29 protein-coding genes and 1 riboswitch are annotated in these 21,088 nt (G+C 64.8%); of the genes, 20 read left to right on the forward strand and 9 right to left on the reverse strand.

Annotated elements, in window-relative coordinates:
- Positions 1 to 112: 112 nt before the first annotated feature.
- The 8 genes from XH81_RS33040 (at position 113) to XH81_RS33075 (ending at position 7,584) form a co-directional block, all read left to right on the forward strand.
- Positions 113 to 670: a lytic transglycosylase domain-containing protein gene (locus tag XH81_RS33040; RefSeq protein WP_028145576.1), complete on the forward strand. Its 558-nt coding sequence runs from the start codon at positions 113 to 115 to the stop codon at positions 668 to 670.
- A gap of 181 nt (positions 671 to 851) precedes the next feature.
- A riboswitch (TPP riboswitch) is annotated at positions 852 to 980 on the forward strand.
- Positions 968 to 1,978 carry an FAD-dependent oxidoreductase gene (locus XH81_RS33045; RefSeq protein WP_028145577.1) on the forward strand — a complete coding sequence of 337 codons (1,011 nt, stop codon included), beginning with the start codon at positions 968 to 970 and terminating at the stop codon, positions 1,976 to 1,978. Its footprint overlaps the riboswitch before it by 13 nt.
- Positions 1,969 to 2,166 carry a sulfur carrier protein ThiS gene (gene thiS, locus XH81_RS33050; RefSeq protein WP_028145578.1) on the forward strand — a complete coding sequence of 66 codons (198 nt, stop codon included), beginning with the start codon at positions 1,969 to 1,971 and terminating at the stop codon, positions 2,164 to 2,166. The genes XH81_RS33045 and thiS overlap by 10 nt, the downstream gene beginning before the upstream one ends.
- 171 nt (positions 2,167 to 2,337) lie before the next feature.
- Positions 2,338 to 3,120 (forward strand): thiazole synthase, encoded by a 783-nt coding sequence (locus XH81_RS33055; protein WP_028145579.1) that lies wholly within the window; start codon positions 2,338 to 2,340, stop codon positions 3,118 to 3,120.
- Complete coding sequence (locus XH81_RS33060) at positions 3,107 to 3,715, forward strand: thiamine phosphate synthase (protein WP_028145580.1); 609 nt, start codon at positions 3,107 to 3,109, stop codon at positions 3,713 to 3,715. Before XH81_RS33055 ends, XH81_RS33060 begins: the two co-directional genes overlap by 14 nt.
- A gap of 183 nt (positions 3,716 to 3,898) precedes the next feature.
- Positions 3,899 to 5,797: a phosphomethylpyrimidine synthase ThiC gene (thiC, locus tag XH81_RS33065; RefSeq protein WP_028145581.1), complete on the forward strand. Its 1,899-nt coding sequence runs from the start codon at positions 3,899 to 3,901 to the stop codon at positions 5,795 to 5,797.
- 364 nt (positions 5,798 to 6,161) lie between these two features.
- On the forward strand, positions 6,162 to 6,683 hold the full coding sequence (locus XH81_RS33070) for a mismatch-specific DNA-glycosylase (protein WP_028145582.1): 522 nt from the start codon (positions 6,162 to 6,164) through the stop codon (positions 6,681 to 6,683).
- A 250-nt stretch (positions 6,684 to 6,933) separates the two neighbouring features.
- Entirely contained in the window at positions 6,934 to 7,584 is a 651-nt protein-coding gene (locus XH81_RS33075) for a glutathione S-transferase family protein (protein WP_028145583.1), read from the forward strand.
- 64 nt (positions 7,585 to 7,648) lie between these two features.
- On the opposite strand, the gene XH81_RS33080 is transcribed toward XH81_RS33075, so the two are convergent.
- Complete coding sequence (locus tag XH81_RS33080; RefSeq protein WP_049824295.1) at positions 7,649 to 9,205, reverse strand: outer membrane protein; 1,557 nt, start codon at positions 9,203 to 9,205, stop codon at positions 7,649 to 7,651.
- Between the two features lie 181 nt (positions 9,206 to 9,386).
- On the opposite strand from XH81_RS33080, the gene XH81_RS33085 reads away from it, so the two are divergent.
- Entirely contained in the window at positions 9,387 to 10,082 is a 696-nt protein-coding gene (locus XH81_RS33085; protein ID WP_028145585.1) for a glutathione S-transferase family protein, read from the forward strand.
- A gap of 126 nt (positions 10,083 to 10,208) precedes the next feature.
- Here XH81_RS33085 and XH81_RS33090 read toward each other — a convergent pair whose 3' ends face one another.
- Entirely contained in the window at positions 10,209 to 10,643 is a 435-nt protein-coding gene (locus tag XH81_RS33090) for a hypothetical protein (protein ID WP_028145586.1), read from the reverse strand.
- Between the two features lie 485 nt (positions 10,644 to 11,128).
- Here XH81_RS33090 and XH81_RS33095 point away from each other — a divergent pair, with 485 nt between their 5' ends.
- The 3 genes from XH81_RS33095 to XH81_RS33105 all read left to right on the forward strand — a co-directional run bounded on the left by XH81_RS33095 (position 11,129) and on the right by XH81_RS33105 (position 12,408).
- Positions 11,129 to 11,512, forward strand: a complete 384-nt coding sequence (locus tag XH81_RS33095) for a RidA family protein (protein WP_028145587.1) — start codon at positions 11,129 to 11,131, stop codon at positions 11,510 to 11,512.
- 151 nt (positions 11,513 to 11,663) lie between these two features.
- Positions 11,664 to 11,924: a hypothetical protein gene (locus XH81_RS33100; RefSeq protein ID WP_028145588.1), complete on the forward strand. Its 261-nt coding sequence runs from the start codon at positions 11,664 to 11,666 to the stop codon at positions 11,922 to 11,924.
- A gap of 232 nt (positions 11,925 to 12,156) precedes the next feature.
- A complete protein-coding gene (locus XH81_RS33105; protein ID WP_028145589.1) occupies positions 12,157 to 12,408 on the forward strand; it encodes a hypothetical protein in 252 nt (83 codons plus the stop codon).
- Between the two features lie 178 nt (positions 12,409 to 12,586).
- On the opposite strand, the gene XH81_RS33110 is transcribed toward XH81_RS33105, so the two are convergent.
- Positions 12,587 to 13,084, reverse strand: a complete 498-nt coding sequence (locus XH81_RS33110; RefSeq protein WP_028145590.1) for a molecular chaperone DnaJ — start codon at positions 13,082 to 13,084, stop codon at positions 12,587 to 12,589.
- A gap of 111 nt (positions 13,085 to 13,195) precedes the next feature.
- Between XH81_RS33110 and XH81_RS33115 the strand changes: the two genes are divergently transcribed.
- On the forward strand, positions 13,196 to 13,963 hold the full coding sequence (locus XH81_RS33115) for an SDR family NAD(P)-dependent oxidoreductase (protein WP_028145591.1): 768 nt from the start codon (positions 13,196 to 13,198) through the stop codon (positions 13,961 to 13,963).
- 286 nt (positions 13,964 to 14,249) lie between these two features.
- On the forward strand, positions 14,250 to 14,498 hold the full coding sequence (locus tag XH81_RS33120) for a helix-turn-helix domain-containing protein (protein ID WP_028145592.1): 249 nt from the start codon (positions 14,250 to 14,252) through the stop codon (positions 14,496 to 14,498).
- Here XH81_RS33120 and XH81_RS33125 read toward each other — a convergent pair.
- Positions 14,495 to 14,812, reverse strand: coding sequence for a hypothetical protein (locus XH81_RS33125; protein ID WP_240536316.1), 318 nt, complete (start codon positions 14,810 to 14,812; stop codon positions 14,495 to 14,497). The genes XH81_RS33120 and XH81_RS33125 overlap by 4 nt on opposite strands.
- A gap of 81 nt (positions 14,813 to 14,893) precedes the next feature.
- On the opposite strand from XH81_RS33125, the gene XH81_RS33130 reads away from it, so the two are divergent.
- On the forward strand, positions 14,894 to 15,406 hold the full coding sequence (locus XH81_RS33130; RefSeq protein ID WP_028145594.1) for a collagen-like protein: 513 nt from the start codon (positions 14,894 to 14,896) through the stop codon (positions 15,404 to 15,406).
- A gap of 148 nt (positions 15,407 to 15,554) precedes the next feature.
- Here the strand turns inward: XH81_RS33130 and XH81_RS33135 are convergent, their stop codons facing one another.
- Positions 15,555 to 15,776, reverse strand: coding sequence for a hypothetical protein (locus XH81_RS33135; protein ID WP_028145595.1), 222 nt, complete (start codon positions 15,774 to 15,776; stop codon positions 15,555 to 15,557).
- A gap of 97 nt (positions 15,777 to 15,873) precedes the next feature.
- On the reverse strand, positions 15,874 to 16,140 hold the full coding sequence (locus XH81_RS33140; protein WP_028145596.1) for a DUF2277 domain-containing protein: 267 nt from the start codon (positions 16,138 to 16,140) through the stop codon (positions 15,874 to 15,876).
- Positions 16,141 to 16,269: 129 nt separating this feature from the next.
- Between XH81_RS33140 and XH81_RS33145 the strand changes: the two genes are divergently transcribed.
- The 3 genes from XH81_RS33145 (at position 16,270) to XH81_RS33155 (ending at position 18,528) form a co-directional block, all read left to right on the forward strand.
- The gene (locus tag XH81_RS33145; protein ID WP_028145597.1) at positions 16,270 to 17,346 is read left to right on the forward strand and encodes an alpha/beta fold hydrolase; all 1,077 of its coding nucleotides are present in this window, start codon (positions 16,270 to 16,272) and stop codon (positions 17,344 to 17,346) included.
- Between the two features lie 148 nt (positions 17,347 to 17,494).
- Positions 17,495 to 17,848, forward strand: coding sequence for a hypothetical protein (locus XH81_RS33150; RefSeq protein ID WP_028145598.1), 354 nt, complete (start codon positions 17,495 to 17,497; stop codon positions 17,846 to 17,848).
- Positions 17,849 to 17,925: 77 nt separating this feature from the next.
- Positions 17,926 to 18,528 (forward strand): pyridoxamine 5'-phosphate oxidase family protein, encoded by a 603-nt coding sequence (locus tag XH81_RS33155; RefSeq protein WP_028145599.1) that lies wholly within the window; start codon positions 17,926 to 17,928, stop codon positions 18,526 to 18,528.
- 196 nt (positions 18,529 to 18,724) lie between these two features.
- On the opposite strand, the gene bfr is transcribed toward XH81_RS33155, so the two are convergent.
- The 3 genes from bfr to XH81_RS33170 all read right to left on the reverse strand — a co-directional run bounded on the left by bfr (position 18,725) and on the right by XH81_RS33170 (position 20,085).
- Positions 18,725 to 19,213: a bacterioferritin gene (gene bfr, locus XH81_RS33160; RefSeq protein ID WP_011089420.1), complete on the reverse strand. Its 489-nt coding sequence runs from the start codon at positions 19,211 to 19,213 to the stop codon at positions 18,725 to 18,727.
- 132 nt (positions 19,214 to 19,345) lie between these two features.
- Complete coding sequence (locus XH81_RS33165) at positions 19,346 to 19,618, reverse strand: (2Fe-2S)-binding protein (RefSeq protein ID WP_018318601.1); 273 nt, start codon at positions 19,616 to 19,618, stop codon at positions 19,346 to 19,348.
- Between the two features lie 161 nt (positions 19,619 to 19,779).
- Entirely contained in the window at positions 19,780 to 20,085 is a 306-nt protein-coding gene (locus tag XH81_RS33170; protein ID WP_028145600.1) for a hypothetical protein, read from the reverse strand.
- 136 nt (positions 20,086 to 20,221) lie between these two features.
- Here XH81_RS33170 and XH81_RS33175 point away from each other — a divergent pair, with 136 nt between their 5' ends.
- Together XH81_RS33175 and XH81_RS33180 are read left to right on the forward strand one after the other, a co-directional pair.
- Entirely contained in the window at positions 20,222 to 20,545 is a 324-nt protein-coding gene (locus XH81_RS33175; protein WP_028145601.1) for a hypothetical protein, read from the forward strand.
- Between the two features lie 238 nt (positions 20,546 to 20,783).
- Entirely contained in the window at positions 20,784 to 21,068 is a 285-nt protein-coding gene (locus tag XH81_RS33180; protein ID WP_028145602.1) for a hypothetical protein, read from the forward strand.
- Positions 21,069 to 21,088: the final 20 nt, after the last annotated feature.

The following is a 21,088-nucleotide window of genomic DNA, read 5'->3' on the forward strand; positions in this document are numbered from 1 at the left end:
GCTCGGCACCGCAAAATCGGGCGATGGCGGCGTTTGGTCACATCATCGCCGCGTTCGGAAGGCCTAACGACGACTGGGCGCAGGTCACTCTAGGGGACCTCAGGGATATCTGATGAAAATTGTACGCATTGCCGCGCTGCTCGCGGCCGGATTGACATTGCCGCAGGCCGCAATCGCGGGTGAAGCTGAATATGCCGAGATGGTCGCGGCTCATGCCCGCGCCAACGGCGTGCCGGAAGCGCTGGTGCATCGCGTGATCATGCGCGAGAGCCGCTACCAGCCACACCTCGTCGGCCGCGGCGGCACCATCGGGCTGATGCAGATCAAGCTCGCGACCGCCCGCGGGGTCGGCTACACCGGCGACGCCGCCGGTCTGCGCGATCCCGACACCAACCTCACCTATGCCGTGAAATATCTCGCCGGCGCCTATCGCGCCGCCAATGGCGACCACGCCCGGGCCGTGCGTTATTTCGCCGGCGGCTATTACTACGCCGCCAAGCGGCAGCGGCAGGAGACCGTGCAGATCGCCAATATGGGCGTTACCAATATGGGCAATATGGGCCAACCCTGGCTCGAGCCGAATGGCAACCCGCAGCCGATGTTCGACAGCGTCCCGCATAAGAAGCTGGCCCAGCGCGTCCGCAACGCGCGGGCGCAGGCGCTGAAATAACTCCCATGTCCCGGACGCGCTGCGACGCGAAGCGTTGCTGCGCAGAGCCGGGACCCCGCATCCCTGCATCAGCATGGGCCCCGGCTCAGCAGCGCACCCCTGCGTGATGCGCTGCGTCCGGGGCACGGCTGCAGTTCCCGTCAACACGCGTTGACCACCCCGCCCCACTGTCCTACATTAGAGCCGTTCCGAGGGGTGCTCCGAGGAGGAGCTGAGATACCGCTAAATGGGCAATACCGCCCAGGACCGCGGTGACCCTTTGAACCTGATCCGGGTCATGCCGGCGAAGGGACAGGGATGTTGCAAACGACCAAGCGACAGGATTCACCGGTATCCATCATCGGCGCAGGCATCGCGGGTGCCTGGCAAGCCCTGCTGTTCGCGCAGGCCGGCCATGCCGTGACCTTGCACGAGCGCGGTGACGAGGCGATGACGGACGCCACCAGCCATTGGGCCGGCGGCATGCTCGCGCCCTATTGCGAGGCCGAGGTCGCCGAACCCATCATCAGCCGCCTGGGGCTGCGCTCGCTCGACCTCTGGCGGCGCGAGCTGCCCGATACGCCGTTCAACGGCTCGCTGGTCGTCGCCCATCCGCGCGAACGCAGCGACTTCGAGCGCTTTGCGCGCATGACCGAGGACCACCGCCGGCTCGATGCCTCAGGCCTCGCCGCGCTCGAGCCATCGCTGGAAGGCCGCTTCCGCGACGCGCTGTTCTTCCCGGCCGAGGGCCATGTCGAGCCGCGCCGCGTGCTGCCGCAGCTGCACGAGCGCATCCGCGCCGCCGGCGGCACCATCAAGTTCTCCAGCGACGTCGCAGCCGGGGATCTCGACGGCATCGTGATCGACTGCCGCGGCCTTGGCGCCCGCGACGAGCAGAGCGAGCTTCGCGGCGTCAAGGGCGAGATGATCCTGATCGAGACCAGCGAAGTGCAGCTTGCGCGCCCGGTGCGGCTGATGCATCCGCGCTGGCCGCTCTACGTGATTCCGCGCGAGGACAATCTGTTCATGCTGGGCGCGACCTCGATCGAAGCCGAGGACACCGGCGTCAGCGTCCGCTCCGCGCTGGAGCTCTTGGGCGCCGCTTACGCCGTGCACCCGGCGTTCGGCGAAGCCCGCATCGTCGAATTCGGCTCCGGGCTTCGTCCCGCCTATCCCGACAATCTGCCGCGCATCGGCATTCGCGGCCGCAGGATCAGCGTCAACGGCCTCTATCGTCACGGCTTCCTGATCGCGCCGGCGCTCGCCGAGCTGACGCTTGCCTATGTCGAGCGCGGCCAGATCGACAACGAGGTGATGCAATGCGTTTGATCGTCAACGGCGAGCAGCGCGAGGTGACTTCGGGAAGCGTCGATGCGCTGCTCTCGGAGCTCGACTACGAGGGCACCCATTTCGCGATCGCGCTCAACTACGACGTCGTGCCGAAAAGCCGCTGGGCCGAGACGGCACTGAAGGCCGGCGACGAGATCGAGATCATCACGCCGCGGCAGGGAGGGTGAGGTGATGGTGGCACGCTCTATCCACTTGTCGTCCCCGCGAAGGCGGGGCCCCATAACCCCAGGGAGCGGTTATGGCGCTCAGTCTCTCCCCGCGTGCCCCAGGAGAAATCACGCGGTATGGATCCCCGCCTTCGCGGGGATGACAACTGCATTTGAGGAGACACCGTCAACATGGTGACCTTCTACGGCAAGACTTTCGCCTCCCGCCTGCTGATCGGCAGCGCGCTCTACCCCTCGCCGGCGATCATGCAGGAAGCGATCCGCGCCTCCGGCTCGAACATCGTCACGGTGTCGCTGCGGCGCGAATCCGCCGGCGGCAAGACCGGGGACGCGTTCTGGAATCTGATCCGGGAGCTCGATGTCACGGTGCTGCCGAACACCGCGGGATGCCGCAGCGTGCGCGAGGCCGTGACCACGGCAAAGCTCGCCCGTGAATTGTTCGGCACGAGCTGGATCAAGCTCGAAGTCATCGCCGACAACGACACGCTGCAGCCCGATGTCGTCGGCCTGGTCGAAGCCGCCGGCATCCTGATCAAGGACGGCTTTGAAGTGTTCCCCTATTGCACCGAGGATCTCTCGGTCGCCAACCGCCTGGTCGATGCCGGCTGCAAGGTGGTGATGCCGTGGGCCGCTCCCATCGGCAGCGCCAAGGGCATCACCAATCGCGACGCGTTGAAGCTGCTGCGCGAGCGCCTGCCCGATATCACGCTGGTGGTCGACGCCGGCCTCGGCGCTCCCAGCCACGCGGCGCAGGCGCTCGAGCTCGGCTATGACGCCGTGCTGCTCAACACCGCAATTGCAAAAGCCGCCGATCCCGTCGCGATGGCAAAAGCCTTCCGCCTCGGCTGCGATGCCGGCCGCACCGCTTATGAAGCCGGGCTGATGAACGCCCGCGACTTCGCCTCCCCCTCCACCCCTGTCGTTGGGACTCCGTTCTGGCATGCCGTATCCTGATCGATTTTATCCCGTCGTCGACAGCCTCAAATGGGTCGAGCGGCTGACAAAGCTTGGCGTCGGCACCATCCAGCTGCGCGCCAAGGAGCTCAACGACGCCGACGCGCTGCAGATCGTCACCGACGCGCTGGCGATCACCAAGGACACGCAAGCCAAGCTGGTCGTGAACGACTATTGGCGCGCCGCCGTCGTCGCCGGCGCGAAGTACCTGCATCTCGGTCAGGAGGATCTGGTGGAAGCCGACCTCAAGTCCATCCGCGAGGCCGGCCTCTCGCTCGGCATCTCCACCCATGACGATGCCGAGCTTGAAACCGCACTCAAGGCAAAGCCCGACTACGTCGCGCTCGGCCCGATCTTCTTCACCACGCTCAAATCGATGCGTTTCGAGCCGCAGGGCATCCCGAGGATCACGGAGTGGAAGAAGCGCATCGGCACCATTCCGCTGGTCGCGATCGGCGGCATCAAGTTCGAGCAAGCCGCGGAGATCTTTGCGGCGGGCGCGGATTCTATCGCGGTGGTGTCCGACGTGACGCAAAACGCCGACCCCGATGCCCGCGTGCGGCAATGGCTTGGCCTGTCCACGGAGGCTGCGTGATGTGCGCTCCGCTCTCACCCCACACTCCGCTGTCATCGCCCGGCTTGACCGGGCGATCCAGTACGCCGCGGCTTCTCGGCTCCAGCGCACCGCCGCGGACTACTGGATCCCCGCCTTCGCGGGGATGACAGCGGTAATTGCCTCTCGCACAGCGACATCAACGAATTAAACCGGAGGATCCCCATGAACATCCGCTCCAACCCCGAAAAAGCCATCCCCGCCGTCACCACCGGCCCCCTTCCCTCCTCGCGAAAGATCTTCGCCTCCCCCGACGCCGCGCCCGACCTGCGCGTACCGCTGCGCGAGATCATCCTGTCGGAAGGCGCCGGCGAGCCGAACCTGCCGGTCTACGACACCTCCGGCCCCTACACCGATCCGAGCGTCACCATCGACGTCAACGCCGGCCTTGCCCGCAACCGCAAAGCCTGGGTGCTGGAGCGTGGCGGCGTCGAGGAATATCAGGGCCGGCAGATCAAGCCGGAGGACAATGGCAGCGTCTCCACCGACAACGCCGCGCGCGCCTTCAGCGCCTATCACCAGCCGCTGCGGGGCCTTCCCGGCCACAAGATCACGCAGCTCGAATTCGCCCGCGCCGGCATCATCACCAAGGAGATGATCTACGTCGCCGCGCGCGAAAACCTCGGCCGCAAGCAGCAGCTCGAGCGCGCGGAAGCCGCCCTCGCCGACGGCGAAAGCTTCGGCGCCTCGGTGCCTGCCTTCATTACCCCGGAGTTCGTGCGCGACGAGATCGCGCGCGGCCGCGCCATCATCCCCTCCAACATCAACCATTCCGAGCTCGAGCCGATGATCATCGGCCGCAACTTCCTCACCAAGATCAACGCCAATATCGGCAACTCCGCGGTGACGTCGTCGGTCGAGGAAGAGGTCGAGAAGATGGTGTGGGCGATCCGCTGGGGCGCCGACACCGTGATGGACCTCTCGACCGGCCGCAACATCCACACCACCCGCGAATGGATCCTGCGCAACTCGCCGGTGCCGATCGGCACCGTGCCGATCTACCAGGCGCTGGAGAAGTGCAACGGCGATCCGGTCAAGCTGACCTGGGAGCTCTACAAGGACACCTTGATCGAGCAGTGCGAGCAGGGCGTCGACTATTTCACCATCCACGCCGGCGTGCGCCTGCAATACATCCACCTCACCGCCAGCCGCGTCACCGGCATCGTCTCGCGTGGCGGCTCGATCATGGCGAAGTGGTGCCTGGCGCATCACAAGGAGAGTTTTCTTTACACCCACTTCGACGAAATTTGCGACTTGATGCGCAAGTACGACGTCTCCTTCTCGTTGGGCGATGGATTGCGTCCGGGCTCGATCGCCGACGCGAATGATCGCGCACAGTTTGCCGAACTCGAAACGCTCGGCGAACTGACAAAAATCGCGTGGGACAAGGGCTGCCAGGTCATGATCGAAGGTCCCGGCCACGTGCCGATGCACAAGATCAAGATCAACATGGACAAGCAGCTCAAGGAGTGCGGCGAGGCGCCGTTCTACACGCTTGGACCGCTGACCACCGACATCGCGCCGGGCTACGACCACATCACGTCAGGGATTGGTGCGGCCATGATCGGCTGGTTCGGCTGCGCCATGCTCTGCTACGTCACGCCGAAGGAGCATCTCGGCCTGCCCGATCGTAACGACGTCAAGGTCGGCGTCATCACCTACAAGATCGCAGCTCACGCCTCCGATCTCGCCAAGGGCCACCCGGCGGCGCAACTCCGCGACGACGCCCTCTCCCGCGCGAGGTTCGACTTCCGCTGGAGCGATCAGTTCAACCTCGGCCTCGACCCCGACACCGCGAAAAACTTCCACGACGAGACCCTGCCGAAGGAAGCCCACAAGGTCGCGCATTTCTGCTCGATGTGCGGACCAAAGTTCTGCTCGATGAAGATCACGCAGGACGTGCGGGACTATGCGGCGACGCTGAATGATCCGAACTCGGTGGGCATGTCGCTGAGCGGCACGGCCGAGGACGGCATGGCGAAGATGAGCGCGAAGTTCAAGGAGATGGGGAGCAGCGTTTATCTGGATGCGGAGAAGGTGAAGGAGAGCAATCGGGTGTTGTGAGGGTTACCCGACCGAAGGTCGAAAAATGGTCGGGAGACGCGCTTCCCGACCATTATAGGCGCAACCAGAACGCGACACGATCCGATCTTTCTTGTTCGTTTTGCAAGAGTTGCGCGCAAACCGCTGTCGATGGCAGGAATTTCGTCACTAGGAATTACTCTGGAATGGCTCTCGCGGCAGGAAGCGCAGCTCAACGGGATTCCAAAATTCGGCGCAACCAAAATCCCCTCTTGATTGCTGCGTTCACGAATACGAACAAGCCTTCAGATGCGCTGAGGCACTAGCGCGGCGAGCATGGGACGCAGCAAACAAAAATGCCCCTTTTCTTCGTTTTCGTTGCATCAAACGATCACCAAGACGCGACATGCCCGGGTCCGCCCCCCACCGCCTCCCCGACCAACTCCGCCCCAACCTCCGCCTCGTCTTCGTCGGCACCGCCGCCTCGACGCGCTCGGCCGCGGTCGGGCACTACTACGCCCATCCCGGCAACCGCTTCTGGCGCGCGATCCATGAGGCCGGGATCACGCCGCGGCGGTATCAGCCAAGCGAATTCGCATCGCTGATCGAGCTCGGCATCGGCTTCACCGATCTCTCCAAGTCGGGCGCCGGGATGGATCACCAGATCGCGGCTGAGACGATCGACGTATCGGGCTTCAGGGCGAAGATGGACAAGTATCGGCCGCGGACGATTGCGTTCACGAGCAAGAAGGCGGCGAGCTTGTTTTATGGCAGGCCGTCGAGCGGGATTGCGCTGGGGCGGCAGCTGTCGGATGCAAGCTGGCCGGAGATTTTTGTGCTGCCCTCGCCGTCCGGTGCTGCGTCGGGGAGTTGGACTCTGGAGCCGTGGCGGGAGCTTGCGGCGTGGATTGGTCGTGAGGTGAGCTGACAACGGCGCGTCACACTCCGCCGTCGTCCCGGCGAACGCCGGGACCCATAACCACAGGGAGGGGTTTGGCGAAGACTGTTCGTTTCGGGAAGGGGACCAACCGCAACAGATAAATCACGCGGTATGGGTCCCGGCGTTCGCCGGGACGACACCGTTTGTTTGGCTACACGCGGGAGAAGGAACGAACCGTTGTCGGAATCCGCGCTGCCCGTTCGTCCTCGAACCAAACGCGCGCCACATGGAGCCACTTATGCCCCCCACCATCACTGCCTTCGAAAGCTCCCCCGACCGCGGCCGGGGCCAAGCGCGCGACATGCGGGTTCGCTGGGCGTTCGAGGAGGTCGGGCAGCCCTATGACGTTCGGCTCCTCTCGTTCGCCCCGATGAAGGCGCCGGCGCATCGCGCGCGGCATCCGTTCGGGCAGATCCCGACTTATGAGGATGGCGACCTCACTCTGTTCGAGTCGGGCGCGATCGTGCTGCATATCGCCGAGCGCCATGCCGGCCTGCTGCCGAAGGACGCCAATGCCCGCGCCCGCGCGATCGCGTGGATGTTCGCCGCGCTGAGCACGGTGGAGCCGCCGATCGTCGAGCTCGGCATGGCCATGCTGTTCGAGCGCGACAGGAGCTGGTACGCGGAGCGGCTGCCTATGCTCGAGGAGCGCGTCCGTACCAGGCTCGGCGAACTGTCCCGCCACATCAGTGGTGCCGACTGGCTCGATGGCGCCTTCAGCGCCGGCGATCTCGTGATGGTGACGGTGCTGCGGCGGCTGAACACATCCGGCCTGCTGGACGAATATCCTGACATCGCCGCCTATGTCGCGCGCGGTGAAGCGCGGCCGGCGTTCCGGCGCGCGTTCGACGCGCAGCTGGCGGTGTTCAAGGCTGCATCACAGTCGTAGGGTGGATTAGCCCCGGGCTGCGCGAATGTCCCTCGGCATAATCCTGCAACCGTCTCGCGCCGCCTCACTGAAACCGATACGTCATGGCGAACGTCGCCAGATGCGCCCGCATCGCGACGTCGTAGGTGTTGACGGACGGATCGAACTCGGCCCGGCCGCTCGACCGTGCGACGGTGAAGCCGGACTTGCCGTAATCGGCATAGCGGTATTCGGCGCGCGCGAGCCAGTTGCCCCACACGACTGTCTCCAGGCCGCCACCGAGCGTCCAGCCCATCTTCGTGGTCGACGAATTGATGATCGGCGACGACAGCGCGAAGAAGCCGCTGCAGTTGCGGCTGGTGCAGGTCGAGGTCAACTCGAAGTTCTGCCAGGCCGCGCCGGCGGTGGCATAGAGCATGGTCTGCGGGCTCACGAGATAGCCGCCGCGCGCGCGCAAGGATGCGTCCCAGCGGCTGCGGATCGACAGGCTCTCGCCGCGCGCCTGGGAGTCGGCGAGATGGACGCTGGTAAAACCTTCGCGCGTGGTGGTGCGGTCGGCAAAACCAAAATCGCCCTCCACGCCGGCGGTCCATTGCGAGGCGAGCTGCCAGAGATAACCGGCATAAGGGCTGGCGCGGAACGCGGTGTTGTCCATCGGCCGGTTGTTGGCGCGCTCTGCGAGGTCGAACGCAAAGCCGCCGATCGTCTCCGATGTAGCGGTCAGGTCGGTGCGCGTGGCGCGCGCACCGAGACCAAGGCCGAGATACGCACCGGTCCAGGACGGCAGCATGGCGGCCTGCGCTTGCAGCGGATGCGAACCGGCGCTGGTGACGGGAGCACCGAACTTGTAGGCGAGGCCGACGCTCGCCGTGTGGGTCCGCAGCCTGGTGTCGAAATTGTCGACCGTCAGCGCGGGCCCCGCGCCGCTTCTGGTGCGTGCCATGGTGAACGGCGTGGTGCCGAAATCGGCGTAGCGATAGTCGGCGCGCAGCAGCCAGTTGCCCCACAGCGCGGTCTCGAGGCCGCCCCCGAGCGTCCACCCGGTTCTGGTGGCGGAGTTCGACACCACGGCAGGCAGCGCATTGTTGCAGGTGGCGCCAACACAGACCGAGGTGACGTCGAATTGCTGCCAGGCAAGTCCGCCCGTCACATAAGCCATTGTCGCGGGCGTCAGGAGATAGCCGGCGCGGCCGCGCAGGCTCGCATCCCAGCCGGCCGTGAGTGCGAGGCTGTCGACGAGGAAGCTGGACGAGCCGGCCCGCGGCGAGGCGCGAAACCCCTGGAGGATGGTGGTCTGGCGACCAAAACCCACATCGCCTTCGACGCCGAGGACCCAGCTCGGCGCCACCTGCCAATTGAAGCCGGCATAGGGATTGACGCGAAGGCCCGGGCCGTCGAACGGCTGACTGACGACGGCATCGCTGATGTCACGGGGAATGCCGTCCTCGAATACCGATGTGGTGGTGAGGTCGGCGGCGGTCGATCGGAAGCCGAGGCCGAGGCCGGCATAGAAGCCGGTCCACGACGAGATCGCGACCGGCGGCGCCTTGGTGAGGGGCTTTACCGCGATATCCGCAGCCTGTGCCGATGCTGCAAAGGCGAGCCCGACCAGAAGCGCGCCGCCGAAAGACAATGCCGGCATGTTTCGGCGGGTCAGTGAGCATCGCATGTCGGGGCCCTGGCGCAATAATTTCAGGCCGAATCCATACTGCGAACGGGCGATACCTCGCGTCCTCCGATCGAACGACACCGCCCACAAGGCGCCGGACTGTTGCAAGCCTGTCACTGCGGCGATACGACTCCGGGTGGAAGGGAGCCCGCCCATGCTGACCCTCTATTCCTACCCGCAACTGTTCGGCGTTGCCGACAACAACGGCTATGGCCTCAAGGTCTACGCCTTCCTCAAGCTCGCGGGCGTGCCGCTCGTGCACGAGCACATCTTCGACGCCTCCGCCGCGCCGCGCGGGCAGCTGCCCTACATCGTCGACGACGGTGAGGCCATCGGCGACAGCGAGGCGATCATCGCGCATGTGATCGCGAAATATCGCCTGACGATCGATGCCGCGCTCTCGAGCGAGCAGCGCCGCACCAATCTCCTCGTCACGCGCATGCTCGACGATCTCTATTGGGTGATGTCGTATTCGCGCTGGAAGGACGAGCGCTATTATCCGGCGTTCCGCGACGGCTTCATCGCGCAACATCCGCAAGTGAGTGCAGAAGGATTCGAGAAGGCGAAGGCGTATAATGCGCAGCGCTATCATTACCAGGGCATCGGCCGCTACACGCCGGAGCAGGCTTACGCGCGCGGGCTCGCCGATTTGCAGGTGCTGGCCGAAATCGTGCCCGCCGCGGGCTTCGTGCACGGCGCCGCGCCAACGAGCGTCGATGCCGGCATCTACGGCTTCGTCGCGAACATCTATTATTTTCCGATCCCGACGCCGCTGAAGGCGTTCGTCGATGCGCAGAAGAATCTCGTCGCGCATTGCGAGCGGATTCATGCGGCGATCGGAAAATCGTAGGGTGGGTTAGCGCAGCGGCTGCGCGAAGCGCGGGCCGATGCGCGTAACCCACCTCTTCTCCTTCCGCGGTGACAGAAGTGGTGGGTTACGCCAAGGGTCTAACCCACCCTACGGCGGCACCCTGCTCTACCGCATCGTGATCGCGAGGCCGCTGAGATCCGCATTCGCCATCAATCCCACCTGGGTGCCGGTCAATTCCAGCACGGCGCCCTTCTGGTTGGTGAGCACGATGGCGCGGGCGCCGCGGCCGACGGCAAGGCCGGCACCGGCGGCGCCGTAAACGCCGGCGACATCGGAGGGACGATTGATGTTGGAGACGCGGCCGCGCAGCACCGTCTTGGAACCGCCGAAGACGAGACCGTAGTCGAGCCCGCCGGTGGACAGCCCATAGGAGCGGCCGCGGAAGTTGAGCACGCCGGAACCGCCGGAGCCGCCGATGATCCAGCCCGCCTTGTAGATCGTCAGCACCACGGTGCCGCCGTCGGCCATCGCCGAGGTCGAGAGCCCGGCCAGGGCGGCAATGGCGACCAGCGCGGCGCGGAAGGTGGATGCGATCTTCATGGATATCTCCGGGGGCTATTTTTCAAGGAGGGATTCGAATCAGACGCAGCGAATCTATCCGATGGATCGCGGCGGCAAAATGATGGGGCTGCCATGACGCAAGGCGCGGCGTCGCACTCAACCGTCATCGCCCGGTCCAAACATCCAACCGGGCGATCCAGTATTCCAGAGGCGGCGGTGACTGAGCCGAGAGGCCGCGGCGCAATGGATGCCCCGGTCAAGCCGGGGCCTGACGGCGGAGGTTCGGGCACAAAGTCGCGCATCGCCATCATCCCATTCCGCCCCTGTCTTGCCCGACGGAGCAACTTGGAGGTTTAGCCTTTACCGAATTGTAAAAACTCAATGATCTCCACATGATCTCTACTGTGCATGGGGTTGTTTTCGCGTTTTTGTTCTTGCCGGTCTCCGCAACCCGATTGCAAGTCTCCCGCATGTCGCTACGCTCATGCGGGCTACGCGCCCGTTCCTGCATTCGAGGTGATGCCATGCCGATCCAGCATTTCGCGCCCCCGCCGCACGTGAAGGCGCCGCCGCTGTCCTTTGCGACGCGCGTCGGTGATCTCCTGTTCGTCTCCGGCATTCCCGGCTTCGATGCCAATGGTGCGCTGCCCGACGGTTTCGAGGCGCAGTTCGCCAATGTCGTCGTCAACATCAAGCGCGTGCTGGGCGAGGCCGGCGCCGGTGTCCGCGACCTCGTCAAGGTCAACGTCCTCTTGACCCGCGCCTCCGACGTCGCCGCCATGAATGCGCTCTATGCCGGCGCCTTCGGCCCGCCGCCCTATCCGGCGCGCACCACCTGCGTGGTTCACGCCCTGCCCGACCCGAGCATGCTGATCGAGATCGAGGCGGTGGCGTCGCTGGCGAAGTGAGCCACTGAGCGTGTGGCTTGCCGGGCACGCGGCCGAACCAAATGCTTGGGGAACAGCTGACATGTCCGTGAACGGCAGCTCCCCGGCTTGCAAAGGACCTGCTTTTACCGCACGAATTTTTGCGTCCCACTTCCCCACAAGGAGATATTTCATGCGTCGCGTTCTCGCCCTCTGTGCCGTTGCCGGCATCGCCACCTCCGTGTTCGCCGTGCCGGCCTCGGCGGCGGTCGGCTATTACGTGATCCGCTGGGACAACACCGGCATCTGCCAGGTCTGGAACGAGGACCTGAAGTACAAGCCGTTCCAATGGGGCGTGTCGACCTACAAGGTCGTCAGCAAGCCGCTCCCGACCTTCCAGGCCGCTTCCGACGTCCAGATCAAGATGCGCGCCGAGCGCCGCTGCACGCTCTGAGCTTTTGCAACGGACCGGATTTGGAGGGCGGGTCGCGCGAGCGATCCGCCTTCTTCTTTTGCGGGACCGCGCGTTTTCCGGCCGAAATCAGCCATGTCCCGCTCGCGCGCTTTGAACCTGACCGGCCTGCGGAACTACTCACATCTTGTCCGGGGCGCATCCCCAGCGTCCGGCACCAGCCCTCCCCGCATTGCCGGGAGGCGCATCACATCATTCATTTGAGGAGCTGATCATGCGTCGTATTTCCGTGCTGTGCGCTGCCGCCGGTCTTGCCGTCACCGCCTTCGTCGCGGCGAACCCAGCGGAAGCCAGCTATCACCTGATCCGCTGGCAGGACACCGGCCTCTGCCAGATCTGGGACGAGAGCATCCCGACCACGCCGTGGCCGGCCGGCTATCATCGCGCCAGCGCAACCGTGCCGACGTTCATCGACGCACTCGCCGTGAAGGACGCAGCGCTGAAGAACGGCCAGTGCACCTGGTAAGATTTCGATCGGCGGACGAAGAGCGGGCAAGGACGCGGGCATGCGTTCTTGCCCGTTTCTCTTCGAGATGTCGCAGGGTGGGCAAAGCGCAAGCGTGCCCACCGTTTCCATCCACCACGAAGATGGTGGGCACGGCGCTTGGCGCCTTTGTCCACCCTACGAGATATCGTCGAGCACCTCACGCGTCCTTGTGCGCGCCGGGATGGATCAGGACGTCGCGCGCGGCGGCGAGGTCGATGAAGGCTTGCGTGCTGCCGCCGTGGTCGGGATGCATGCCCTTGGCGGCGCGGCGATAGGCCTGGTTGATGTCCTCGCAGGTGAGCTGCACCGCGAGCGGCAGGCCGAGCATCTTGCGGGCACGATCCTCGCTGGACAGCTGTTTCGGCGTGGCGTTGCGCCGGCCGAAGCGCGGCGCGGTCAGATCATGAACGACTTCGAGAACGACGCCGATGCGGCGCTGGGCCGCCAGCGTGACGCCGTGATCGTCATTCTCGACCGCCTGGCGCAGCACCGGAAGCGCCTGCTCGGCGGCCTGGCGCAGCGTGGCATCGACGCTCGTCCGCGCGATCTCGGCCACGAGCCGGCCCGCCTCGGCCCAATCGGCCGATTGCGCCGACCGCAGGCGTTCAAGGGCGAGTTTCCAGGAGTCGAGCCGTGTGTCGAGCCGTTCCATCATGCGCGCAACGTTTAGCAATGAAGATCAGTATGCCAAGGCTGCCGTTTCCGTCCCCTTAATTTCGAGTTAGCGTTTCGTGAAACTTCGAAACGAAATCGGGAGAAAAATGTCATGGCATTGCTCGCAAACCACATCGCCGTCATTACCGGCGCCGGCTCCGGCATCGGCCGGGCCATCGCGGCCGGCTACGCTCGCGAGGGCGCGCAAGTGGTGCTGCTCGACGTCAATGCCGACACGGTCGCGGAGGCCGCCCAGGAGATCAGCAAAGCGGGCGGCAGGGTCGAGAGTTTTGCGCTCGACGTGACCCGGCGCGAGGACTGTTTTGCGCTCGCCAAGCAGATCGCCGACAAGGTCGGGCAGGTCTCGATCCTCGTCAACAATGCCGGCATTACTCGCCGCAACGCCTTCACCGCGGAGACCGAGACGGTGGCGAAGGACTGGAACGACATCATCTCGCTCAACCTCAACGGCGTCTTCAACATGACGCAGGCCTTCCTCGCACCCTTGCGCGCGAGCAAAGGCCGCATCGTCAATATCGGCTCGATCCAGTCCTTCGTGCATCTGCGCACGCCGAGCTCGGCTGCCTACACGACCTCGAAACACGGCGTGCTCGGCTTCACCAAGGCGCTCGCGGTCGAGCTCGGCAAGGAAGGCGTGCGCGTCAACGCGATCGGGCCGGGCTTCATCGAGACCAACATCAACGCCAATGTGCGCGCGACCAATCCGGCGCTGGTGCAGGCCTTCGTCGACCACACCCCGCTGGCGCGCACCGGCAAGCCCGAGGATATCGTCGGGCCCGCGATCTTCCTCGCGTCGGATCTGTCGGCCTATGTCACGGGAACGATCGTGATGGTGGACGGCGGCTACCGGACGGTGTGAGGCGCGACTCACTATCCCCGCGCACGGGATCATCGTCCGCCTTGTCGGCAATTGCGCCACTGGACCGGACGATGACACCGCATGTGTGGAAGAGATAGTCCCGCATCACGATGCATCTGGCGCCAATCGCGGCGGCTTAGCGGCATTCCTGGGGTCAATTGGTGCGTTCGTTCGCGATTAACCTTTCATTAACCAAACCCGCCCACCGTACATCTACGGCTTGGGGGTCGTTGGTTCTCGATCCGCTTCCAAAGATGGCAGCGGGCGTTGATCGGGAGGTGTGTTGATGACCACTGTTCATGTCGCTGCGTCCGAGTCGGGCGCGCAATTCCTTGCTCCCAACCAGATCGTTCCGCTTCTGATCGGCGCCACCGTCGACGAAGTCGAGCGCGAGCTCGTGCTTCAGACGCTTGCGCGCTGCGACGGCAACCGCACCCGCGCATCGCGCGTGCTCGGCCTGTCGGTGCGCACGCTGCGCAACAAGATCAGGATCTACGCGGCGTCCGGCATCGACGTGCCCGCCTATCAGGATTAGCGTCCGAGGACGCGCCGCTGAATCAATCCGCCGATGATGACCGCAAGCGCGATCATCACGACCGAGGCTGCGATCATCTCGATCGCGCGGAGGAAGAAGGCCGTCATGACAGCCCATGACGGCTGCGGCTCCTCGGCGAACGCGACCGGCACGACGTCGGGTACCAGTTGGTGCGCGAGGCCAAGCGCTGCTGCAAGGACGGCAGCGAACAGCCAAAGGATCTTCCACGCTGCGCGAATCGGTCGCTCCTCGCAAGAGATGTGGCCGTGCGATCGATGACACAGCAGCGCGTGCCGCCGATTGATGTTGATCAAGCGTGGTGAGCTGTCCCGGCGGAATTGCTGCTGTCGTCAAACGCCGCTAAGTAGCTTGCTTCCGGTCAAGGGAGCAGCGGCGTGGCAGACGAACAGAAACGGCAGGGATCTCAAGGGCCGCGCGGACGGCAGGGCGAGCCGGGACGGCCGGGACCGCAGGGTCATCCGGGCCGGCGCGGTCCCGACGGCGCGCGCGGCAAGCCGGGTCCGCAAGGCAAGCCGGGGCCGATCGGAAGGGCGGGACCTCAGGGCAAGCTCGGTCCGCAAGGCAAGCAGGGCGAGGCTGGCCCGCGTGGGGCCGCCGGCGCGCAGGGACCTGCCGGACCGCAGGGGCCGGCGGGGCCGCAAGGCCCGCGCGGCGAGGCTGGGCCTGCCGGTCAATTGCCCTCGATCGAACAGGTGCTGCCGTGGCTCGAGCAACTGTTCGACGCCTGGGACGAGCGCCGCCGCCAACGCGAGCGCGACGCCGCCGAGCGCGAGGCGCTGGAGGCCGCCGTGCAGGAGCCAGATGAGGCCATCGTCGACGACGAGAGCGACGAAGGCGAAAGCGACGAGCACAGGAAGAAGAAGAAAAAGAAGAAGCACCGGGATTAGCGATGCCGGTGCCCCGGACGCAGCGCGGCATGCAATGCTGCGCTGCTGAGCCGAGGCCCTTATCGCCGGGAGCTGCGCTGACGATGACTGGGTCCCGGCTCTGCGGAGCGGCACTTCGCGCCGCACCGCGTCCGGGACACGAGCCAAATCAAGACGCGCCGGAAGCGTCATCCTTGCGCGGCAGCATGCCCATGCGCTCGAACTGCCAGCGCATGGCGCGATACCAGAGATAGCCCACTGCCGCGCCGCACAGGGCCAGGATGATCACGTTGGCGCTCGAGAACGAGCCGCTCCACCACATCATCCACGCAGTCCACAGCAGCGTGAAGACGATGGCACCTGCTTTCAGCGGAAGAAGGGGGCGGCTCATGATCCTGCTCCGGGCTGTCAAAATCCCGGCGGACATCATTGCAGGACGAGGCGCCCCATACCGTGAGCCAGATCACGGAATGCGAAGCTGCAGCCCTCTAACCGAAGCGCAGCCGCGAGCGCTCCTTCGCCCTTTCCGCCTCGACCTCGCGGTCCCGCGCCGGCGCATGGGTGTGCAGCGAGGTCAGGAGATTTCGCGCAGCCTGCGAGACCTCGGCCACTGCACGGTCGAACGCCGCCTCGTTGGCCTGCGACGGCTTGTTGAAGCCGGACAGTTTTCGCACGAACTGGAGCGCACTGGCGTGGATCTCATCCTCCGTCGCCGGCGGCTCGAAGTTGAACAGCGTCTTGATGTTGCGGCACATGCAGGGGCCTCTTCCGGATGTTTCCTTGAAGACGATCGGCGGAGCCGAAATCCTACATCCTTCCGCGCACTTCTGCTAAGTTCCGCTCCAACGCGGCCGCCGACCATGAGCCGCAATGGGGAGAGAAACATGAAGGCTTCCTGCGCCGCGCTGTCGGCTGTCCTGCTGTCCTTTTCAATGCCGGTCCTGGCCGCCGATTATCCGGCACCCAAGCAGGGCGACTGGATCGCCAGGGACTTCAAGTTCCACACCGGTGAGACCATGCCGGAGCTGAAGCTGCACTACACCACAATCGGCGAGCCCTCAGGCCAACCGGTGCTCGTGCTGCACGGCACGGGCGGCTCGGGCACAAGCATGCTGTCACCCGCCTTCGCCGGGGAGCTGTTCGGCGCGGGGCAACCGCTCGACGCCTCCAAATATTACATCATCCTTCCCGACGGCATCGGTCATGGCAAATCGTCAAAACCCTCGGACGGCATGAAGACGAGCTTCCCGAAATACGATTATGACGACATGGTCGAGGCGCAGCATCGCCTGGTGACGGAAGGACTCGGCGTCAAGCATCTGCGGCTCGTCATCGGCAATTCGATGGGCGGCATGCACACCTGGCTGTGGGGCGAGAAATATCCGAACGCGATGGACGCGCTGATCCCGATGGCCTCGCAGCCGACCGAGATGGCGTCGCGCAACTGGATGCTGCGGCGGATCATGCTCGACACCATCCGCAACGACCCGGACTACAATGGCGGCAATTACACCAGCCAGCCGCGCATGATGAGATATGCCATCACCGCCTACGGCATCGCCAGCATCGGCGGCACCCTGGCCTACCAATCGCAGGCGCCGACCGCGGCCAAGGCCGACAAGATCGTCAACGACCGGTTGGCGACGCCGATCACGGCGGATGCCAACGACTTCGTCTACCAGTGGGAGTCCTCGCACGACTATAATGCCGGCGAGAAGCTGGAAGCCATCGAAGCATCGCTGCTGCTGATCAATTCCGCCGACGACGAGCGCAACCCGCCCGAGACCGGCATCACGGACGCGGCCATGAAGCGGGTCAAAAACGGCCGCCTCTATCTGATCCCGGCGAGCGCCGAGACGCGCGGCCACGGCACCACCGGCAATGCGAAATTCTACAGCGAGCAGGTGCGGCAATTGCTGGAGAGCACGCCGCAACAAACGATCGAATCGGCGCGTCGCTGATTTTGCAGCGCATCATGTGCGGCACTTCGGAGCCGCATATTATTTGGGCATGCAATGCGCTGACAGCTCGGGCTTAATCGCGTCACCGATGGAATCGACGCGAGCAAGACTCGCGCGCGAATAGCGGAACGCGACGAGGAGGGATCGCATGCACAGGCTCGCACTGTGCGTTTGGCTGGTCGCGATGACGGCGCTGACCAGCGCCGCACTCGCATTCGACAACGGGCAATATGACCACATCCCGCCCGATATCCGCGCCTGGTTCAAGAGCGTGATCGCGCCGAACGGCGTGCCCTGCTGCGATGTCTCGGACGGCCATCGCACCGACTACGATGTGCGCAGCGGCGCTTATTGGGTGCCGATCGAAGGGCAATGGATGGAGGTGCCCGAGCGCGCCATCATCCGCGACCGGGGCAATCCGGTCGGCCAGGCCGTGGTGTGGTACGTTCGCCACCGCGGCGCCATCATCATCAGCTGCTTCGTGCCGGCCGATGCCGTGTAAAACGTCTTGATCGATTCCATTGGCTGGAGGCGGCCCGATTGGGTAGCTTGCCGCCAAGCTGAAGCGGAGGCACGCCATTGACCGATCTTTGCGCCGAAGACCTCACCACCATCTACGCCAAGCCGAGCCCGCGCGTGATCGCGAAAGCGCGTCCCGCGATCGACGCGCATGCGAGGAAGTTCATCGAGATGTCGCCGTTCTGCGTGCTCGCGACGTCGGGCGCGGACGGCAGCGTCGATGCCTCGCCACGCGGCGGCGGCACCGGCTTCGTCCACGTCGCCGGTCCGAACCAGCTATTGATGCCTGACCGCTCCGGCAACAACCGGATCGACAGTTTCCGCAACGTCGTCGAAGGCTCGGGCTTCGTGCATCTGTTGTTCTTCGTGCCCGGCATCGACGAGACGCTACGCGTCGGCGGACGCGGCACGCTGTCGGCCGATCCGGATCTGCTCGCTTCCATGGTGGAATTCGGCAAGCCACCGCGGGCGGTGCTGAACGTCGCCGTCAGCGAAGTCTATTTCCATTGCGGCAAGGCGCTGATGCGCTCGAAGCTGTGGTCGCCGGAGAAAGTGCAGCGCTCGGTGATGCCCAGCATCGTCACGGTCATCCACGACCAGACCGGCCTCGGCGAACCGGCGAGCCAGGAGACCGTGGAAGAGATCTACAAGACGCAGTTGTAGGTGGGGCGACAATCACGGTGTCGTCCCGGACAAGCGCAGCGCAGATCCGGGATCCATAGCCACAGGGAGTGGTTTTGCGAAGACTCGCAGTGAAGAACTCGTCCCACGGTACTCATACCGGCGCATCCAGATAGATCACGCGGTATGGGTCCCGGCTTTCGCCGGGACGACACCGAGTATGCGCCAGAGCCGAAGCTTAGTGCCCCTCACCCTCGAGCCCACCGACGTGCTTCTGGGTGTAGAGCTCGAGGCCGATGCGGCCGATCAGGTCGAGCTGGGTTTCGAGGAAGTCGATGTGGTGCTCCTCGTCGCTCATCAGCTTCTCGAACAAGTCACGCGTGACGTAGTCCTTGACGCCGTGGCAGTAGGTCGCCGCTTCCTGGTAGAGCGCACGCGCGCTCATCTCGGCAGCGAGGTCGCACTCGATGATCTCCTTGACGTTCTGGCCGATGCGCAAGGGATCGAGCACCTGCATGTTCGGAAAGCCGTCGAAGAACAGGATGCGCGCGGTGAGCTTGTCGGCGTGCTCCATCTCCTCGATGGACTCCTTGCGCCAGACCTTGGCCATGTCGAGGAGGCCCCAATTGTCGAGGAAGCGGTAGTGCAGCCAGTACTGGTTGATCGCAGTCAGTTCGTGACGCAGTGCCTTGTTGAGATAGTCGATGACTTTTGCGTCGCCCTGCATGGTTCACTCCAGCTCTTGCAGTCCAAATCGGCCCAAAACCGAATTTAGAACGCTTCTAAGTCAGTTTACGAATGAGGGCAACTGGCTACGGCGGCGCGGCCGGGGAAATGCTCAACCGAGCTGCGAAGGCTTTCAGCAGGCCGCGAGGGCGAACTGGGCGGGCTCAGCCGCTTCGTCATTGGCAGCCACAGTGTGGTTGTGCGGACAGCCGGCACAGCAGGACTGGGCGCAGGGGCCAAGGGCTTCGTCGATGATGGTCTTGATCGTCCGGGCGCAGCGACCGCATTCGGCGCTGCAGCCGAGGCATCCATAGACCTGCTTGGCATGGCGCACGGCGTCGTCGGACTCGGCGACGGCGGCACGGATGTCGTCATCGCTCAGCACGTTACAGGAACAAACGATCATGGAAGCGGCAGGCCCTTCGGTGATGCGTCATCATCGATATTTAACGAGCCCGCCGGATGCAAAAGGAAAAAGCGGTATTTGAAGCTATTCCAAACTGGCCCAAAAGCAGCCTAGAACGGCCCTAAATTTCAGCGTTGCGCTGGATCAAGATTGGAGCGGATCTAATCGCCGCCTCCGCCTCCCCCACCATCGCCGCCGCCTCCGCAATCGCCACCACTGCTGCCGCTGTCGCTGCTGGAACAGCTGCCGCTGTCGGCCGAGCTGCCCGAACTGTCGCTGGAAAACCAGCTTCCCAGCGAGAAGCCGTTATTGCTGCCCGAATAGGTGTCGCCGCTGCTGCTGCCATCGCCACCCGCCCCGGCGCGGGAGCGCCGCTGGCCGCGGTTCTGGAGATGGGTGAGCCAGCCGTAACCGATCGCGGACACGACCCCGGCAGCAATCAATGCATTGATCATCGCGTTGCCCATCGTCGCCTCCTGGCCGAGCCTGCGGTTCACATCAATTGGTCGCCCGCCACCAAGGTGCCGTTCATTGATCATTCAAACGAAGTATGGAACTCTGCTCCCAAAGGGTTCCCGCGTGTTCGTACGAAAGGTCAAGCCGATGAAGAAGTTGCTCCTGACGGTCGCCGCCGTCGCCTCCCTGGCCGTTGCGGCCGGAACCCCGGCCCATGCACAGCGCGGCGTCGCGGCGGGCGTAGCGGCCGGCATCATCGGCGGCGCCATTGTCGGCGGCGCGCTGGCCTCTCCGTATTATTACGGACCCGGACCCGGCTATTACGAACCCGGCTATTACCCGCCCCGCTACTATGCGCCGGGCCCGGGCTATGTCTCTGACGACTATTACGGCGGCGGCTGCGTCTGGCAGAAGCAGCGCTTCTGGGACGGCTATGCCTGGCGCGTCCGCCGCGTCAGAGTCTGCGGCTGAGGCGACTCGAACCGGTCCATCGCGACCACATCGGCTGACCGGTTCACTACGGATTCGCCGTTCATCTCCGGGCCTGAAAAAGACCGCTTTTTCTCGTCACAGCTCCGTGTGCGTTTACCGTGGGTTGACCAATTGCGCGCTTCCTAGCTGCACGGCCAATTCCATCAGCGTGTGCGTGAACCTTTGAAACCCGGGCGCCTCTAACAAGAGGAACCCATCTCCCAGGAGAGCCAAGAGCATGAAGAAGACTTTAGTTGCCGCCCTCACGGTTGCGACGGTCGCCGGTTCGCTGGTGACCGCCACTCCGTCCGCCAAGGCCCATGACGGCGTTGGCGCCGGCATCGCGGCCGGCCTGATCGGCGGCGCCATCGTCGGCGGCGCCATCGCGTCGAGCCGTCCGGCCTATGGCGGCCCCGTTTACGTCGCCGAGCCCGGCCCGCCGCCCCCGCCCTGCTACTGGCAGCGTCAGCGTTATTGGGACGGTTACGGCTGGGTCGTTCGTCCGGTTCGCGTCTGCTACTGATCTGATCGCACCGGCGCTCG

This window comes from Bradyrhizobium sp. CCBAU 25360, assembly GCF_028128695.1.
GTDB lineage: Bacteria > Pseudomonadota > Alphaproteobacteria > Rhizobiales > Xanthobacteraceae > Bradyrhizobium > Bradyrhizobium ottawaense.

Bases quoted from the DNA above. Each gene is read 5' to 3' on its own strand.
- XH81_RS33040 (WP_028145576.1), top strand. From the start codon at position 113: ATGAAAATTGTACGCATTGCCGCGCTGCTCGCGGCCGGATTGACATTG.
- XH81_RS33045 (WP_028145577.1), top strand. From the start codon at position 968: ATGTTGCAAACGACCAAGCGACAGGATTCACCGGTATCCATCATCGGC.
- thiS (WP_028145578.1), top strand. From the start codon at position 1,969: ATGCGTTTGATCGTCAACGGCGAGCAGCGCGAGGTGACTTCGGGAAGC.
- XH81_RS33055 (WP_028145579.1), top strand. From the start codon at position 2,338: ATGGTGACCTTCTACGGCAAGACTTTCGCCTCCCGCCTGCTGATCGGC.
- XH81_RS33060 (WP_028145580.1), top strand. From the start codon at position 3,107: ATGCCGTATCCTGATCGATTTTATCCCGTCGTCGACAGCCTCAAATGG.
- thiC (WP_028145581.1), top strand. From the start codon at position 3,899: ATGAACATCCGCTCCAACCCCGAAAAAGCCATCCCCGCCGTCACCACC.
- XH81_RS33070 (WP_028145582.1), top strand. From the start codon at position 6,162: ATGCCCGGGTCCGCCCCCCACCGCCTCCCCGACCAACTCCGCCCCAAC.
- XH81_RS33075 (WP_028145583.1), top strand. From the start codon at position 6,934: ATGCCCCCCACCATCACTGCCTTCGAAAGCTCCCCCGACCGCGGCCGG.
- XH81_RS33080 (WP_049824295.1), bottom strand. From the start codon at position 9,205: ATGCCGGCATTGTCTTTCGGCGGCGCGCTTCTGGTCGGGCTCGCCTTT.
- XH81_RS33085 (WP_028145585.1), top strand. From the start codon at position 9,387: ATGCTGACCCTCTATTCCTACCCGCAACTGTTCGGCGTTGCCGACAAC.
- XH81_RS33090 (WP_028145586.1), bottom strand. From the start codon at position 10,643: ATGAAGATCGCATCCACCTTCCGCGCCGCGCTGGTCGCCATTGCCGCC.
- XH81_RS33095 (WP_028145587.1), top strand. From the start codon at position 11,129: ATGCCGATCCAGCATTTCGCGCCCCCGCCGCACGTGAAGGCGCCGCCG.
- XH81_RS33100 (WP_028145588.1), top strand. From the start codon at position 11,664: ATGCGTCGCGTTCTCGCCCTCTGTGCCGTTGCCGGCATCGCCACCTCC.
- XH81_RS33105 (WP_028145589.1), top strand. From the start codon at position 12,157: ATGCGTCGTATTTCCGTGCTGTGCGCTGCCGCCGGTCTTGCCGTCACC.
- XH81_RS33110 (WP_028145590.1), bottom strand. From the start codon at position 13,084: ATGATGGAACGGCTCGACACACGGCTCGACTCCTGGAAACTCGCCCTT.
- XH81_RS33115 (WP_028145591.1), top strand. From the start codon at position 13,196: ATGGCATTGCTCGCAAACCACATCGCCGTCATTACCGGCGCCGGCTCC.
- XH81_RS33120 (WP_028145592.1), top strand. From the start codon at position 14,250: ATGACCACTGTTCATGTCGCTGCGTCCGAGTCGGGCGCGCAATTCCTT.
- XH81_RS33135 (WP_028145595.1), bottom strand. From the start codon at position 15,776: ATGAGCCGCCCCCTTCTTCCGCTGAAAGCAGGTGCCATCGTCTTCACG.
- XH81_RS33140 (WP_028145596.1), bottom strand. From the start codon at position 16,140: ATGTGCCGCAACATCAAGACGCTGTTCAACTTCGAGCCGCCGGCGACG.
- XH81_RS33145 (WP_028145597.1), top strand. From the start codon at position 16,270: ATGAAGGCTTCCTGCGCCGCGCTGTCGGCTGTCCTGCTGTCCTTTTCA.
- XH81_RS33150 (WP_028145598.1), top strand. From the start codon at position 17,495: ATGCACAGGCTCGCACTGTGCGTTTGGCTGGTCGCGATGACGGCGCTG.
- bfr (WP_011089420.1), bottom strand. From the start codon at position 19,213: ATGCAGGGCGACGCAAAAGTCATCGACTATCTCAACAAGGCACTGCGT.
- XH81_RS33165 (WP_018318601.1), bottom strand. From the start codon at position 19,618: ATGATCGTTTGTTCCTGTAACGTGCTGAGCGATGACGACATCCGTGCC.
- XH81_RS33170 (WP_028145600.1), bottom strand. From the start codon at position 20,085: ATGGGCAACGCGATGATCAATGCATTGATTGCTGCCGGGGTCGTGTCC.
- XH81_RS33175 (WP_028145601.1), top strand. From the start codon at position 20,222: ATGAAGAAGTTGCTCCTGACGGTCGCCGCCGTCGCCTCCCTGGCCGTT.
- XH81_RS33180 (WP_028145602.1), top strand. From the start codon at position 20,784: ATGAAGAAGACTTTAGTTGCCGCCCTCACGGTTGCGACGGTCGCCGGT.